Annotated in this window: 13 protein-coding genes and 5 pseudogenes; 7 read left to right on the top strand and 11 right to left on the bottom strand. The window is 45.4% G+C overall.

Annotated features, from left to right (window positions below):
- The 11 genes and pseudogenes from NST07_RS21380 to NST07_RS21430 form a co-directional block, all read right to left on the bottom strand.
- Window positions 1–1,482, bottom strand: coding sequence for a sugar ABC transporter ATP-binding protein (locus NST07_RS21380; protein ID WP_341094205.1), 1,482 nt, complete (start codon window positions 1,480–1,482; stop codon window positions 1–3).
- Window positions 1,483–1,503: 21 nt separating this feature from the next.
- Window positions 1,504–1,899, bottom strand: coding sequence for a D-ribose pyranase (gene rbsD / locus NST07_RS21385; RefSeq protein WP_341094206.1), 396 nt, complete (start codon window positions 1,897–1,899; stop codon window positions 1,504–1,506).
- A 2-nt stretch (window positions 1,900–1,901) separates the two neighbouring features.
- Entirely contained in the window at window positions 1,902–2,780 is an 879-nt protein-coding gene (rbsK, locus tag NST07_RS21390) for a ribokinase (RefSeq protein ID WP_341094207.1), read from the bottom strand.
- A gap of 5 nt (window positions 2,781–2,785) precedes the next feature.
- On the bottom strand, window positions 2,786–3,784 hold the full coding sequence (locus tag NST07_RS21395; protein ID WP_342480143.1) for a LacI family DNA-binding transcriptional regulator: 999 nt from the start codon (window positions 3,782–3,784) through the stop codon (window positions 2,786–2,788).
- Between the two features lie 177 nt (window positions 3,785–3,961).
- Entirely contained in the window at window positions 3,962–4,951 is a 990-nt protein-coding gene (locus NST07_RS21400) for a hypothetical protein (protein WP_341379040.1), read from the bottom strand.
- A gap of 145 nt (window positions 4,952–5,096) precedes the next feature.
- A complete protein-coding gene (locus tag NST07_RS21405) occupies window positions 5,097–5,477 on the bottom strand; it encodes a hypothetical protein (RefSeq protein WP_342480144.1) in 381 nt (126 codons plus the stop codon).
- Between the two features lie 270 nt (window positions 5,478–5,747).
- Entirely contained in the window at window positions 5,748–5,987 is a 240-nt protein-coding gene (locus NST07_RS21410) for a hypothetical protein (RefSeq protein ID WP_341379042.1), read from the bottom strand.
- Window positions 5,988–5,991: 4 nt separating this feature from the next.
- Entirely contained in the window at window positions 5,992–6,252 is a 261-nt protein-coding gene (locus NST07_RS21415) for a hypothetical protein (protein ID WP_342480145.1), read from the bottom strand.
- Window positions 6,253–6,489: 237 nt separating this feature from the next.
- On the bottom strand, window positions 6,490–6,936 hold the full coding sequence (locus NST07_RS21420) for a hypothetical protein (RefSeq protein ID WP_342480146.1): 447 nt from the start codon (window positions 6,934–6,936) through the stop codon (window positions 6,490–6,492).
- The gene (locus NST07_RS21425) at window positions 6,920–7,393 is read right to left on the bottom strand and encodes a MerR family transcriptional regulator (RefSeq protein ID WP_341379045.1); all 474 of its coding nucleotides are present in this window, start codon (window positions 7,391–7,393) and stop codon (window positions 6,920–6,922) included. The genes NST07_RS21420 and NST07_RS21425 overlap by 17 nt, the downstream gene beginning before the upstream one ends.
- Before the next feature lie 479 nt (window positions 7,394–7,872).
- Window positions 7,873–8,756: pseudogene (locus NST07_RS21430) on the bottom strand (transposase).
- Window positions 8,757–9,321: 565 nt separating this feature from the next.
- On the opposite strand from NST07_RS21430, the pseudogene NST07_RS21435 reads away from it, so the two are divergent.
- From NST07_RS21435 to NST07_RS21465, 7 genes and pseudogenes are all read left to right on the top strand, one after another.
- A pseudogene (locus tag NST07_RS21435) lies at window positions 9,322–10,446 on the top strand (tyrosine-type recombinase/integrase).
- Window positions 10,447–10,452: 6 nt separating this feature from the next.
- Window positions 10,453–11,547, top strand: a pseudogene (locus NST07_RS21440) (hypothetical protein).
- Window positions 11,540–11,915, top strand: a pseudogene (locus NST07_RS21445) (DUF6262 family protein); the annotation flags it as partial. The pseudogenes NST07_RS21440 and NST07_RS21445, both read left to right, overlap by 8 nt.
- A gap of 73 nt (window positions 11,916–11,988) precedes the next feature.
- Window positions 11,989–12,294 (top strand): annotated as a pseudogene (locus NST07_RS21450) (helix-turn-helix domain-containing protein); the annotation flags it as partial.
- An 18-nt stretch (window positions 12,295–12,312) separates the two neighbouring features.
- Entirely contained in the window at window positions 12,313–12,864 is a 552-nt protein-coding gene (locus NST07_RS21455) for a GyrI-like domain-containing protein (RefSeq protein WP_341097716.1), read from the top strand.
- 33 nt (window positions 12,865–12,897) lie between these two features.
- Window positions 12,898–13,794 carry an alpha/beta fold hydrolase gene (locus tag NST07_RS21460; RefSeq protein WP_342480147.1) on the top strand — a complete coding sequence of 299 codons (897 nt, stop codon included), beginning with the start codon at window positions 12,898–12,900 and terminating at the stop codon, window positions 13,792–13,794.
- Window positions 13,795–14,271: 477 nt separating this feature from the next.
- Window positions 14,272–16,143 (top strand): LTA synthase family protein, encoded by a 1,872-nt coding sequence (locus tag NST07_RS21465; protein WP_341094221.1) that lies wholly within the window; start codon window positions 14,272–14,274, stop codon window positions 16,141–16,143.
- Window positions 16,144–16,218: the final 75 nt, after the last annotated feature.

The following is a 16,218-nucleotide window of genomic DNA, read 5'->3' on the forward strand; positions in this document are numbered from 1 at the left end:
TCATTGCCCCCCTGTGGCTAATGTCATAATACTTTCCTGCGTAGCTTCCTGCCGGGAGAGTTCTCCGCCGATCTTCCCTTCATGGACCACTATTATGCGGTCACTCATCCCCAGAATCTCTGGCAGTTCAGAGGAGACCATAAGGATCGCAACGCCGCGTTCGGTTAACTCGTTCATGAGCTGATAGATTTCGCGCTTCGCACCCACGTCGACGCCGCGTGTGGGTTCATCCAGAATCAGCACGCTGAGGCCGATACCAATCCATTTGGCGATAACCACTTTCTGCTGATTGCCTCCTGAGAGCTGACGCGCCAGTGTAGATGAGGACTCTGTCTTGATCTGAAGACGCTGAATGAGCAAGTCCGCGAAATCTTTTTCCTTCTTGTCTATGATTACACCCTTGGGGGCGAAGCTGGATAAATTCGTCACTGCCATATTGTCCCGAATGGAAAAATCAAGAATCAAGCCCTCATCCTTCCGGTCCTCCGTAACGAAGCCGATACCCGCTTGCATCGCATCATGGGGATTGCGGATTGCCACTTGCTTTCCCCGAATCTTCACCTCACCGCTGTCTAGAGTGTCCAGTCCGAACAACGCTCTCATGATTTCCGTCCGGCCTGATCCCATCAATCCGGAGAATCCAATAATTTCACCGGCCCGCACCGAGAAGTTAACGTCTTTAAATTTCCCCGTTTTGCAAGCATTCTTCACTTCAAGCACCACTTCTCCCGGCTGGAAGACACGCTGAGGGAAACGGTCCGTTAATTGACGTCCGACCATTTTCCGAACTACATCGTCAAAATCCGTGTCTGGAATGGCTTGGGTATCTATGGTTTTCCCATCCCGCATGACGGTGATCCGGTCGCATATCGTAAAGATCTCCTCCATCCGGTGCGAAATATAGACGATGGAGACACCTTCTTTTTTGAGAGAGGCAATGACTTCGAATAATTTCTGAATTTCCCGTTCGGTCAGTGCAGCCGTGGGTTCGTCCATCACGATAACCTTGGCATGGGTCATGAGCGCCTTGGCAATCTCGATCATCTGTTTCTCCCCGACGGAACATTCCCCAGCCTCCTGGTTCAGTGGAATCGTCACGGAGAGCTTGCGGAACTGTTCGTTTGCTAACGCTTTCATTTCTTTCATATTCAATAGTCCAAGTGAAGAGATTTTTTCCTTCCCGATAAACAGGTTTTCCAGAACCGTCATATCCGGCCATACATTCAGCTCCTGGTGGATAAAGGCGATCCCGCTTCGCTCTGCTTCTCTGGGGTTGGCAAAATAGGTTTCCCGCCCATCAATGTGAATCGTTCCCTGATCCCGCTGATGAAGACCAATCAGAATGTTCATCAGTGTGGATTTGCCGGCGCCATTCTCTCCCATCAGGGCATGAATCTCCCCATCCAACAGCTCGAAATCTACCCCCGCAAGAACCGGGTTGGTGCCAAAGGACTTATAAATGTCTTTCATTGCAATGCGCATATCCCTCGAACCTCCTCCATATTAAAAATAGACGCCGGCTTGCAGGATGCAGTTCGCGTAAGGCTTCGCTTCGCCCGTGCGAACAATCACCTTGGCCTTCTGGGTCAACTGCTTGAATTGCTCATGGGTAAGCGCCTCTATCGGCGTTCCCCTGAATTTATCATTCACGTATTGCGAGGTTGCTTGATTATTCACGGCCAGTTCCTCGGCCACAATCACCTTTTCGATCACCATATCCTCCGCAATGACATCGACGACCTCTTGAAAGCCGGGGACGCCCAGTTTAAGCGCCAGGTCAATCTTGAGAACGCCCGCCGGAACCGGCAGTCCGATATCTGCAATGACAATCATGTCGGTATGGCCCAGGTCGGCCAGTATTTTGGAAATATGACTGTTCAATATTCCATGTTTCTTCATAATTAAAGACTCTCCTCGACTTCAGCTCTCATGGGCATGCCGCCTTGAGCGCCGAATTTTGTTACGGATAAAGACGCTGCACGATTCGCGAACTTCACGCTGTCCGGGATGGAGCTGCCTTCGGCCAGAGCCACGGCAAATGCAGCGTTGAACGTATCTCCTGCTCCAGTTGTATCTATAGCCTCCACTTGATAAGTGGGCACCAGCACCTCGCGCTCACCATCGTAATACCGCACACCGCTGCTGCCCTCCGTTATGAACAGCTTGCCCGGAAACTTCCGTAAAGCTTCTGCTTTATCCACCCCGCTGAACAAAATGGAGCATTCATGTTCATTCGGCGTCAGATAGGCAGCCTTTTCGATCACCGCTTCACTAAGCGGACGGGCAGGCGCTGGATTGAGCAGCAAGGGCACATTGATTCTCTGGCAGAGGCTGCTAACATACGATACCGTTTCCTCCGGAATTTCCTGCTGCACCAGGACCATATCGGCGCTGCGGATGGCGTCCAGTGCCCGTTCGACCAGAGCAGGCGTGACGAAATCATTGGCGCCTTTGACCACGATAATGCTGTTGTCCCCCTCAGCTAAAACGATGTGGGCTGTTCCGCTCTCTGTATGTGTAACCGGTTCCACATTGGTGGTAATAACGCCATTTCTTTTAAAATTGTCCATGATCGCTTTGCCGTAAAAATCGTCCCCGATACAGCCGATCATCGTTACCTCAGCACCCAGCCGTGCGGCGGCAACCGCTTGGTTCGCACCCTTGCCTCCCGGAACGGTGGTGAAGCGGTCTCCTAGAACCGTTTCACCAACTTGAGGCCGTTTGGAAGCGGTTACCACCAAATCCATGGAACAGCTTCCAATTACACAAATCTTAGCCATATCTTTCACCCTTTCTTACTGGTTTCTATTCTGCTTCGGGTAGTTTCCCGCTCGATGAAGCTGACCGGCAACTGAATGTTCTTCTCTTCCACCTGATCCTGCTCAATGAGCTGAATCAATAATCGGGCGGCCTCGCTGCCCATGTCACGCGCAGGCTGGCGGATAGTTGATAAAGATGGCGACATCAGACTGCTGAGCGGAATATCGTCAAAGCCGATAATCTGAACATCCTCCGGCACGGTTTTGCCCAGCCGGTGGGCTTCATGAAGAACCGCCGTGGCCACAATATCATTACTGGCGATCACGCCGTCCGTATCCAAAAACCGCTCAAACAGCTCGGTCGCCCATTGCTCTGCTTCGGTATAGGAAAAGGATGATGTCCGGATCACATTGTAGCTGATCCCCATTTCTTCAAGCGCTTCGGCCGCGCCCTGAAACCGGTCCTGCGCCGGCTTGACATGGGCCGGTCCTTGGATAATGGTAATCCGGTTGCTGCCTCTTGCGACCATTTCCTGAGCGGCGAGACGTCCGCCCTTCCGGCCATCCGCGTAAACGGAAGGACTGTCATTGGAAGTACGGTCCAGGAAGACAACCGGAATATTCATTTCCAGATAAGCCCCGCTGTCGGGAAAATTCGTTGAAGATATCACACCTACGACATTATTCTGTACAAAAGTGCGGATATAATCCAGTTCCTTCTCTTCATTCTCGTCACTATTGCCAAAAATAATCCGGTACCCATTCTCTTGCATGTAATCTTCGATGCCCCGTGCCAGCTGTGGAAAAAAAGGGTTGGTAATATCCGGCAGCAGTAAACCGATTAACTTGGATTTGCGTTTGTATAAAGACCGGGCCACTTCATTGGGGGAATAATTGCTTTGCCGGATCGCCGCCTCTACCTTTTTGCGGGTATCGATGTTGACATAACCTGATTCATTGATTACCCGTGAAACCGTGGCCACCGAAACGCCGGCAATTTTGGCGACATCCTTAATTGTAATCATGGACTGCTCTCACTCCCTTGTGTGTAACCGGTTACATGTTTTACATTTCCAGATTAGCATATCGCGATTTGATTTTCAAGTACCAAAAAAAGGCACTTACACGAAGCAAGCCCCCTCATACTTAGTACCCCTGTGGAATACGGTCTGGGCGATAGGTCTGGGTTCAAATCCACAACATTAACCAGCCATGTTCGCAACGGCATACCGCAGCAGCTGCTCACGTGTATCTAGTGGAATGTCCTGAGGCTCATCCACCAGAGCATGCGGGTTCACCTCTATCTCTTCTCCAGCTTCTGCCTTTAAACGGGCAATCTCTTTAATGGTATCTACAGGACTGGAGTGACTTCCCAGCAAATGAGAGGTTAACCGCTCCGTCAACTCTTGCGGATTCTCCATCTTAAAGCACAGCTTCCCTTCTGTCAGCCGGATCTGCGACTCATACTGATCTCTTTGATCGGTCACGGTCCATCCCGGCCAAGCTGTGCGAATCTGCTGCAACAGATTCCCCGCATCCGGGGCATACCAGATATCTATCGTTCGTGCCAGCAAATCCAGGTGAAAGCCTTGATCCGGTGTCTCTTTCGGCCATTCGTTTAAGTCCAATTCTGTGCTGCCTTCCGATTTATTAAGCAATTCTACCAGCGAAGGCCCCTGCAATAGATAATCCTCCAGCTCCGATTGTACCGGGTATAGTCGCAGTTCCCCATCCAGATAAACCACGCTTGCCACCGTTCGGACCCAGCCGTCCCTGGATTCAGGCACCAGCGATAATGGTGTAATGGTCCTACTCACTTCACTGATGAGTTCTTCCACCGGATAACCCACATAAGCTGCCATGTCCAATATCCCGGAAGAAGCCCATTCAATGGTCCATCCCGGCCATAAGGGCTGCATCATCTTCAATAGATGCCGGCGCAGCGGAATCTCATAATGCTCGTCCTCTCCGCCGTACCACAATAAATGCCGGTGATCCAAATCCACACATGCACAGCCTTCCGCCCATGCATTGTCCAGCCAACCCTCTGCAGGCTCCTGCTGTTCAATAAAAGCCACAGCCGCTTCCGGTCCCCAGAACAAATCACTTGGAAGAGTAATTGCGCACCAATGGCTGTAGTACAAAGAGTAATTACCTTCCCGAATAATCATTAGATTGGCCCGATGTCCCATACTCTACCTCCTAGTGAATTAATGCAAGTTAAAGCTGAAGTTTCTTTAAGTTTTTATACCGTTCAAATGGTTATCTATATAGATATCTGTTCGCTTGATGTATTAAAGAGTCTGATTGGATAAAATAGGGGGACAGCCGGAAGGATCATACTTGATTCTCCAATTTGTCCGTTACACGTTCAATAAAATTTAGCAACTCCGACTGCTCTCTTCGATCTGCTATCATCGAATCCATTACTTCTACCGTCACATCACGGCCTCCACTTAAATTCGTAAACAGCGAACCAATGGTATAAATCGGCCCCCACGGTATGCCCCACCATCCGAACAATACACTAATTAACGTGAATTTGAGCCCTGTGCCCACTGAACCCATTCTTGGTTCTATGTAATAGATTGACGAACTCTTCCGGAAGGTCATGAAGATGATGGATATACAATATGTATACACGACAAATTTCCCGCCTTGTCCAACCTCCTGCTCTAATGTATCCCAAGGGAGTCCCCCCAGGCCAATAATATTCATCTTACAATTCCCTCCATATGTATGTATAGTTGCAATATTCTTTTGCAGAGTGATTGTAGCATAGATTCCACAATTTGTAATCGAACAATGGTCATGTTCCTAACCAAAGAAATCCACGCCATTCCGGCATAATTTTCTTTTCTTAACGGGATAACTAAACATGCCGATGAATACACGATCAGGTGATTTCTTCTATTACTTTTAAGCTTACGAAAAAGACCCTTCCGTTGAAGAGTCTAATTAGAATCGGATGTTCACAGTAAATTATCTTCATACACCATAATGTATAACATATTTCTGTTCAGCAATCGCCCTCCTTAATAATGTCATTAAATCTGTCAGTTCCATTGAGTGGAAGTAGGTTCTAATTAAAGTCAGGTCGCTCCACCAATCATTCAGGATATCATCATCAATTGCCACACAATGATATTTCATGGGTTCATAGCAGACAGCATAATCCTTATCTTTCTCAAAATCATCTATGATACCGAATTCCGCCACACAAGTCATAGGACTACCTCCTTTTCAAAGCTCCTTCATACTCAATTTCCGCCGTGTGCCACATTGGTTTAATTTGAAGAACCTGCCCGTCTGTATTCAATCCAATCCGAATGGGTTCCGTTGAATTTGTCAGCAAATCACTTGCTTTATAGTGGAAATCGTCAATCGATGCGAGTATTTTCTGCGCTTCCGGCAGTAGCTGTGAACCTTTTTCCGTAAGGACCATCCCTCTGGAGGTTCGGTAAAAAAGTACAAAACCCAGCTCGTTCTCCAATTGGACGGCGTGATTCGGATGAACTAAAAGTATTAGACTGGAGTCGTTGATTTAACGCGGTTTTTGAATTGAAGAATCGTCAGCTTTTGAAAAATAAGGTTTAGACTAATCTATTAAAAAAAGAAGCGACAGAACAAGACTTGAAAAATAAAGTCTTTGACTGCCGCTGTTGTCGTTCAACTAACGTTTCCCGTTAGCGTATTGCAAATCACTGGCAGTGAAACGCAGTTTAGTTCTTCAAACCTTCCTACTGGTTTGTGGCGATTGACCTCCGAACTCTTTTTTCTTCATTCTTATGCCCAATATGATGAAAGCGACATAGATTACGATGGCAATAGAATCGATTAACGTATCCGTAAGTGCAGAAACATCATAAAATGCCGTTACGCCGAGAATAACCATCAGACGAACGAGCAGAAGTGACGCGATCGTCCATGCAGCAGGCCGGATCTTCGATCGCTCGCTTTGAAATGACAGGATAATAAATACAATACCAAAGACCAGATTCTCTGCGGTGATAATGTGCCAGACATACCTAAATATTATCCGTGTATCCATGGCTATATCATTCACAAAGAGCGTCGGCAGTACAGCGGATTGCCCGTTCCAAGCGTGCGTAACGGCGAACAGTATCGCAAGAACGCCAGCAATCAGATAATAATAATTCTTAATTTTGATGTCCATCACAATCCTCCTTAGTTATTCCAGGATCCTTCTTGTGAAGATCCCGGTAAATCTCCCGAACGAACTCTGCTAGCCGCTGGTCACTTTCATGATTAAAGCCCCTTAGCGTTTCAACTGCTACGTCGAACAACTGACTGACCTTTTCAAGATGTGCAATTTTCTTGCGTGTTTCTGCTTTTTTGGCATCAAGGAATTCAGCGACCTCCTGGTAATAAGCAGAATCTACACTCTGCATTCTGTGGAACTGAAACTTCCCCTTGATTTCTTCTAGAGAAAAGTCCGCATACTGCATGATTTGAATATTCATCAAATCGACGAGGTCATCCTTCGAATACCTACGGTAAGAATTGTGTTCCCGGGACGGCGTTACGATTCCAATACGGTCATAGTACCGAAGCGTATCCTTCGGAATACCAAGTTTCCGTGAAACCTCTTTTATAGAATATTGTTTTTCCATACATTCACAATAACATTGGAGTGAACTCCAATGTCAATTCTGTTTTATTTTTTCTTTCACGCGGTATTCAAGCAATCCTTACAACTATCCTGCCCATCCCTCGGTTTTAAGGGTTTATCTCACATATACTCACTCATTCGTAGGATTTCGTCGCCTCGGAATACAGTTAACGTTCAGAAAGTAAGCTCATTAGACACCGTTGTCTCGATCTTGGGTATGCGGGAACAGAAGAAGCGTGTGGAACAGCTCTCCAAGTGTTATTCTTCTGCACGCATACTCCACAATTTCCTTGGGGGTTCACCATCCCATGACTCTACGGGTCTATACCCTTACCTTCCTTCGTTTCACCTGACCAAGGCGTGGAGACCGATAACGTTTAGCTGACGGGTCTGAGCCCTTATCGGGCAGGAACTCGGTCCTCCGTGTTTTCTTTTTGAAATCCTACGAATGAGTCAATATACGTGATCGCTTAATCAGTCTTAGGCAGCTTGAATGCAAGTAGGGGCAGCTTTTCCAGGAGAAAAGGCTTCTCCCCTTTGAACGATGCCAATGATGATTCGTGCCAGTTTTCCAAGTAGTTTAAATACTGATTGTTGCTTTTTCATTTGCTTGACTTGAACATTATTCTCATGCAGCTGTCGGAACATCGGATGATTTCCAACGAGTTGGAGCGTGGCCAGATACAGGTATTTTCGCAGCGTAGCATCGCCCCTTTTAGAAAGCACAATCTGTCCCTTTCGTTTCCCTGAAGTACTTTCGGTTCAATTCTCTCTAGTATCTCTACCATCCGTTCGAACTCTTGTAATAGCCATTGTAAATCCTGTTTCGCTTCATTTAGAGCAGTCGTTTCGCCTATACTGTTCTTAGCTTGAGCGATGAGCTGCGCAGCCTTCTGCATGCCAGTCGAGCCACCAGCTCGTTTCATATGCTCTCTCCATCTCGTGATCACCTCTGATACGGAAAGAGACTCTAAATCCTGCGGAGAAGGGAATTCTTTAAGCGTAGCTATGGAACGTTTGCATGCCCAGTTTTTAAACACCGAGAAATACTCGGGGAACCGAATGTCTAACCAGCGAATGATCCGGTTCTGTAGCCGTACACTATTCGTCACCCAATATTCCCGGTCACTCATAATTGTTCGTAACTTCTGAAAGACGATAGCCTGTCGCGAGTATTCATAGTAGTAGCCTCGACTGATCACATCAGCAATGACAAGCGCATCCTTCGGATCACTTTTGGAGGGGGAATTATCGCGGTTCTCCTTGTTTCGTTTGGTGGTTGCCGGATTCACCATTTCAACGCCTATGCCTTTGTCGGTAAGCCAATTGGTCAGGTTATACCCGTAGTGTCCGGTCGGCTCCATCCCGATTATGAGATCCTTTAAGCCGTGTTTCTGCCCTATTCCCTCGATCCACCGATCTAATTACGCTTGTGCAACATGAGTTTCCTTCGCGATATCTATACCCACAACAAGGTGAGATGTGGAAATTCGTTCAATGCGTTGATTTTGACCGTCTGATTGTTTAAACTTCATAATAAGAGCGCCTCCTTGATGGTGTTGGGTTATAAACCCGTCGACAAACCCATCATACCGAGGCGCTCCTTTTTTGACAAAGACCAAATCTTAAGCCTTACAGGAATGTTTAGCTTAATGAAGCGCCCGCCAGTCTAATACTTTATTTTCTCAGTCTACAACTTTATTTTCCGAGTCTAACAATTTATTTTTCATTAATTAGACTATTATAAATAGTGGATACTTTGTTCAATTTATGAGCATATATCCACTATATTTATATATGATAGATTCATTATTTAGACATCGAAGTATGCAACATATGATTCTATTTGTGGAGGGCGTAGCCCATAGCGGGAGGCGTAGAGTGGTTAAAAACCGAGCGTAATCAATTAATGTTGGAAGGTGAAAGTCGATGCGAGTACAAGAAGTTATTCTAATGGATAACAACAAACGTTACATGTTGATAGATGGAAATGGTTTACCTGTGATCCCTGTTTTGAAATACCTAAAATACTTAGACAATACGGGAAAAAGTAGAAATACGCAGAAAACGTATTGTTATGCGTTAAAGCAGTATTTTGCGTACTAAAAAGAGACGAATAAAGATCAAAATAATATTCGATTAGAAGACTTGGTGGAATTTGTTGGTTGGTTGCGTAGCCCTTTTGAAAGCAACAAGATAACTCCACTTAAACCGATTCAAACAAAGAGGACAGAAAAGACCATTAATCTAACAGTAACAGCTGTTACAAACTTTTATGATTACTTGTATCGAAATGAAGAGCTTCCCGATGATATGTCCGAGAAGTTTATGCGGGTATTTACTGGAGGAAGATCACGATATAAAAGCTTTCTGCATCACGTCCATAAGGACAAGCCGTCTATAAGAAATATATTAAAAATTAAAGAGCCACGCAAAAATGTTGAGACACTTTCAAAAGAACAAGTGCAGCAAGTGCTAAACGCAACAACAAACATCAGAGATCAGTTTCTCATCCAAGTGTTATTTGAAACAGGTTTGCGAATTGGTGAAGTCCTCTCACTCTATTTGGAAGATTTTAAGTTTGATTATAGAGGCCATCGGATTTTTCTAAAAGATCGAGGGGAATTACAAAACGGAGCCATGCTCAAAACAGGTGAGCGCGGAATATATGTGTCCCAAGCGTTAATGGACTTGTTTGATGACTACTTATATGAAGTCCTTGATGAGTTGGACTTTCGCTCCAATTTCGTTTTTGTAATTCTTCGAGGTGAAAATAAAGGTAAGCCCCTGACACTTACCGCTGTAGAAGCTCTTTTTAAGCGTTTAAGGGAGAAAACGGGAATTCGCAAACTTCACCCCCACCTTTTTAGACACACACACGCTACGATGTATTACCAAGAAACCAAAGACATAAAGCAAGTGCAGGAACGTTTAGGACATTCGCAGATTCAGACCACGATGAATCTATACGTACATCTTTCAGAAAATGACATTCGTAAGGATTGGGAGAAAGCACAGACAGCATTTCAGATCAATATAAAGGATTCAAGGTGATTGAATATGAAAAAAACTATTCTACGTACATACCGTGAGGAATTGAGCTTTCATGAGAGATTAGAGCAAGAGCTTTCTGCTTATCCTGAGAAGACCATTCATACTGATGGATCTATAAACGTGAAGCATGTAAATAATCCTTATTTCCTGGTCAATGATAAATGGAATGTTGATTTTATCGGAGATATCAAACAGTTTAAAAAGCTGGCGGAGAATTATAATCACTCAACTCAAAATATCCATTTTAAAATCAAAAGCTCTACGGTTAATTTGGAAGTAAAATAGTATCACGAGCTATTTTATGCTGAGAAAGCTCTCGTCACTATTTTTGTGGGACAATGCTGGAGCGTATTTTCAAAATTCCTAAATGAATAGTACCCTACTCTGTTTTCCCTGCTTGACTTAGGTATTGATAAAGTAGAGCGTGAATGGCTATTTTGGTTGCATGAACAGAAATATAAGACACAAGAGATTCAAAACATGCATTTCGTGCCGAAGTTACACGAAAAACACATTTGGCGGGCTATTTGTGATTGTTTCTTTCAAAGTTCTTACAATTAACAGACACCCGTGAAGAATGGGAAAAAGATCGCTGGGATGTAAGGATACTGCATGATAAATATGGGATCCACTATAACAAGAGTAATTCTGCTCACTATCTTGATTTCACGAAGATCGAAAGTCGGTGATGTGCAAGAAATTAAAGTGGGAGAAGACATTCCTGCAGAGATCTTAAATGCGTTATGGCAAGACCATAAGTTGAATGCAATGGATAACCCTTATGGGACATGCCACGCTCGTTTAAAAGGTGAATGCCCTCACATGGAAGCACCACCTTGCTTAACGTGTAATGGAGGAAGCCCATGTAAAGATTTAGCCATAGGCTTCTCTGAATTGGATGTACTGAAATATGAACTGCATATTAAAACCACATCAAAGGCTATTGTGGCAGCAAAACAACATGGTCGTGAAGATATGGCTGAGAAGAACGAGAAAAATCTACTACGTTATCAGGGGATTCTAACTAACCTTCAAGAAGGCAATATCATTTTCGGTAGACAAGACCGTATAAAAAGAAAGGTGAGTGCTGGAAATGGCTAATTACGACCGTACAGCTTATCTGAAGAGAATCCATGCCCAACGGGAAGGCGAGTACCTTAGAGAAGGTAGATCAGGCGATTAAACGCCTCTTACGAGCCAACAAGAGTATTAATTTCAATAGCGTATCAGAAGAATCGGGTGTATCGAAAGCGAGTTTATATAACCATTCAGATATCCGCGAGAGAATCGAATCCTTACGCCGTCAACAATCACAAGCACCTACTCCAAAGCAAATCAAGCGTGAGATGAATGATGCGAATAAGGATATACTCATCGAAACGTTAAAACGCAAAATCAAAGCACTGGAGAACGAGAACAAAGAATTACGAGAAGAAATGAAAAAGGCTTATGCTCAGATTTACGAAAAATATTCCGCAAAAAATATCAAAACCGAGCGTTTCATCTATCGTACAGTGATAATATCTCTATGGAGGCATTAATGTGAACTATAAGGATTCGGTAATCAAGGCCATTTCCTATATTGAAAATCATCTGACCGATGAGAGTTTAAGCGCCAAGGTTTCGGAAGCTGCCGGCTATTCGCCTTACCATTTTCACAGGATCTTCCTATCAGTTACTCGATGCTCCGTCTCAGAGTACATACGCAAGCGGAGATTGACGCACGCGGCATACGATTTATTTCATACCAATCAAAGGATCATAGATATTGCCATCCAGTACCGATTCGAGTCCCAGGAATCCTTCGCCCGAGCCTTTCGGAAATTGTTCTCCATCTCGCCAGGACAATTTCGCAAGCAAAGGGACATGAAGGACACGTTGTTCCGGGCCATGGAGAAGCTTCCTTTGGATGAAGTGGGGCTGCAACATTTGCATAAGGGCTTTTCCCTCGTGCCAGCTTTTGTCTGCCTGGACAATCTGCATTTGGTCGGCATGTCGATACCGGGTGTCAATTCGGACGAGGTCGGAATGCTATGGCGGAGCTTTAGGCAGCGTGTGTTTGAAATTAAGCGAAAGCCGGATACGGAAGACATATTTTATGCGGTCATTGAACTTACGGGCGAGCAATGGGAAGTCACTTATACCGCTTGTGTCGAGGCGACCAGCGAGGAGAGTACGGTTCTCTTGGGAATGGTCGCTAAGCTGCTACCAGCGGCAACTTATGCGGTTTTTACTCATAAGGGGACATTAGCGAGACTCAACGATACGTTCCAATACATTTACGAAACGTGGTTACCCCAGTCAGGCAGCGTTCGTACGAATGCCCCGGAGTTCGCGCGTTACGACCAACGATATCTAGGACCGACGAACGAAGATTCGGTATTGGACATATATATTCCCGTTAGCTCGCCATCTTAGGAGCGTATCGCTTAAGGAGAGGAAGAAATCAAGATGAACAAAAAAGCAGACATTAATGAAGGATACGCAGGATGCTGCGAGGTACAAATTACAGAAAACTCATTGAGGGTGACCTTTCCTATGATCGTGATGTATCCGACAGACTCACCGGAACAGGTTGATCGTCTAGGGCCGTACTCGTTGGAAGTGGCCAGAGACGCTACGCCGAGGGAGGGAAAGTTTAGGTTGGTCCTCATTTCACACGGTACAGGTGGTTCGCCGCTTGTGTACTGGTCGCTTGCTCGGCATTTGGCACGCAGCGGCTTTATCGTTGGCCTGCCCGAACATCCGCACAATAACCGCAACGATAATAGTTTGGAAGGTACGGTCCAAAACCTCACCTATCGACCCCAGCACCTTCGCATGGCAGCCGACTGGTTTTTTGAAGATGAGAGGTTTAAGGGGCTTATCCAGCCGGGAAGCCTCTCGGTCATCGGGCATTCCATGGGCGGCTACACCGCGCTGGCAGCAGCTGGCGGCGTCCCGACCTCCTTCCCTAATGAGAGCCCAAATGGGAAGCCGCAGCAAATCGATGTCCTTCGCGATTCGCGAATCCAGTCCCTGATTTTGCTGGCCCCGGCGTCCGTTTGGTTCCAGAATGAGGGGGCATTAAGTGACGTTCGTCTCCCCATTCTCATGCTGGACGCGGAGCGAGACCCGTACACACCTCCATTTCACGCACAGATCATCTTGAATGGTGTTGCTGAACCACGGATGATTCGCTATCGGACTGTGGAGAATGCCGGACACTTTTCCTTCCTGAGTCCTTTCCCAGCTGCGATGATTTCACCCGCCTTTCCCCCCTCACAGGACCCACCTGGCTTTGACCGCGTGCAATTTCACGAAACGCTGAAGGCTGAGGTAGTAAAGTTTCTGTTGACTTATGATTAGGAAACGAAATGTATCGCAGGCGTATAAGTGTGCGCTACCCATCGGGAGGGAAATATGATTTTTAATAAAAACGGGGGTTTTTTTGACAGTACTGGCAAGTGGGGCTACATATTTCATTGAAAGCCGTTCGACAAATGAACATGACCATTCTGTCTACGGGAGTCAATTACGGATTCAAGCGCTCTATCCCGTTGGTGTCCGGCGCAACCGTCCACAAAATAATGGTATCCCGTCCACACATCGAATTCAAGGAGGAGCGGCAAATAGCATGGCTTCGACTTTTAACACTTCAGCCCTCATATAGAGCTCTTTAGCTTGTTAAGAGAATTATACTGTGAGTAGTCAAATCCAGTAATTGACATGAATTTTACATAATAAGGTTGCCTTTCTCTTAAATCCTTCTCCCAATCTAGTTGATTTTGAGCGCTTCCATGTAATAGAATGGACTAATTAAAAGGAAAAGGATGCGCATAACCGATGCGGTTGAAGAAACCACGTACACTCAGTAAAAGATCCATATTATTTTTCTCACTGATCATGCTTGCCAAAAGCTATTTTGCTTGGTATTACTTGTTCGAAGACGGGCCAACCTGGACTACATGGTTCAAAGAAATTCCTTTTGTGCTATTGATCTTCTGCTTGATCGAATGGTTCGCTACAAAACGTAAAATAGCCATCTACATGTTTGTGAATTTGCTCATTACTGTTTTGTTCTTCTCTTTGATTGTATATCATAATCATTTTGGTATTATTGCTACTTCTCAGGTTATCGGTCAGGCGAAACAGGTGGGAGCCGTGAAGAAAAGTATTTTTTCGGTCATGCACCCTCAATATATGCTTATTTTTCTGGATATCATTATCATTAGTTTGGTTATGTTTAGCCGAAAGAAAGCAGTCGCCTGGAAAAAGGCCATGTCACGCCGAAGTAACCGCAAAGTGGTGGCTGCCTTGTTCTGTGTTTCTTTTGCGATCTGTGTAATGAATATTTTTCCGAACCAGGCCAGTATGAATGAAACCATCCAGGCTGAGCAAATGGGAATTCTCAACTATGAAGCCTACGCCCTGCTTGCAGAGCGTGAAGAAGAGCTTATTGAACTCTCCAAAATTAATCAATCCGTCATTGATCAAACTAAAGGCATTGAGGCTCAATCTAATCCGCTCTTGTTCGGAGCCGCCAAAGGAAAGAACCTGATTATTATTCAAATGGAGTCTTTTCAGAACTTCCTGATTAACTTGTCGATTGACGGGGAGGAAATCACTCCGAATCTGAACAAGCTTGCCGCCGGGAATTTCTATTTCCCCCGTTTCTACCAGCAGGTTGGACAAGGCAACACTTCCGATGCTGAATTTATCGTGAACACTTCCTTTTATGTGCCACCGAATGGTCCAGCTACTGATATCTATGCTCCCAAAGAGCTTCCAAGCTTACCTAAGCTGCTGCAGGCGCAGGGTTATGATACGGCAACCTTCCATACGAATGAAGTTGACTTTTGGAACCGCGGGGAGCTTTATGAGGCATTAGGATTCGACCGCTTTTATGACAAATCTTACTTCGGTGAAGATGACACCGTCTTCTACGGGGCGTCCGATGAAGTTCTTTACAAGAAGACATCGCAAGAGCTGGCCCGAATGGACCAAAGTGCCCAACCTTTCTATTCACATGTAATCTCCATGTCCTCTCATAATCCGTTCTCGATTCCGGAAAGCAAATACAAAATGACATTACCGGAGCGATTTGAAGGAACGCTCGTTGGCGATTATATTCGTGCTCAGAATTACGCGGATTACGCGCTTGGACAGTTTATCGACGAACTAAAGCAGAACGGCGTATGGGATAACAGCTTAATCGCATTATATGGTGATCATCGGGGGCTTCCTATTTTCTCACTTAAGGATGAGGATAAAGTCTTACTTGAGGAAATTCTGAATCATGAATATACGGAACGCGATTTGATTAATATTCCGTTAATCATAGCTTCTAAGGGGATTACGACTCCAACTGTAAAGGATCAATTAGGCGGACAGGTTGACATTTTACCTACGGTATCCAATTTACTAGGGGTAACGCTAGATAACCATATTCATTTTGGACAGGATCTGTTAAATGAATCCGCCTATAACCTGCTGCCTCAACGCTATTATTTACCTACCGGATCTTTCGTGAATAACGAAGAGCTTTTCTTGTCCGGCAGCGGTTTTGAAGATGGCCAACATTATACTTTATCCGGAGATGGCGCTAAACCGCTTCAATCCACAGAAGATGAGTTCAATCGTGCCCTGGCGCTCCTTCAGCTGTCAGACAGTTATGTGACACAATTACCTGATAGAGAGGTTGCCGAAGTAGAATAGTAGGCACAGCCCTCGCGGCAAGGACAGCCCTACATAGCCCATTCAACCCCACCGTTATTAAACGGTGGGTTTTTT

This window comes from Paenibacillus sp. FSL L8-0340 (assembly GCF_038593145.1).
Classification (GTDB): Bacteria; Bacillota; Bacilli; order Paenibacillales; family Paenibacillaceae; genus Paenibacillus_AQ.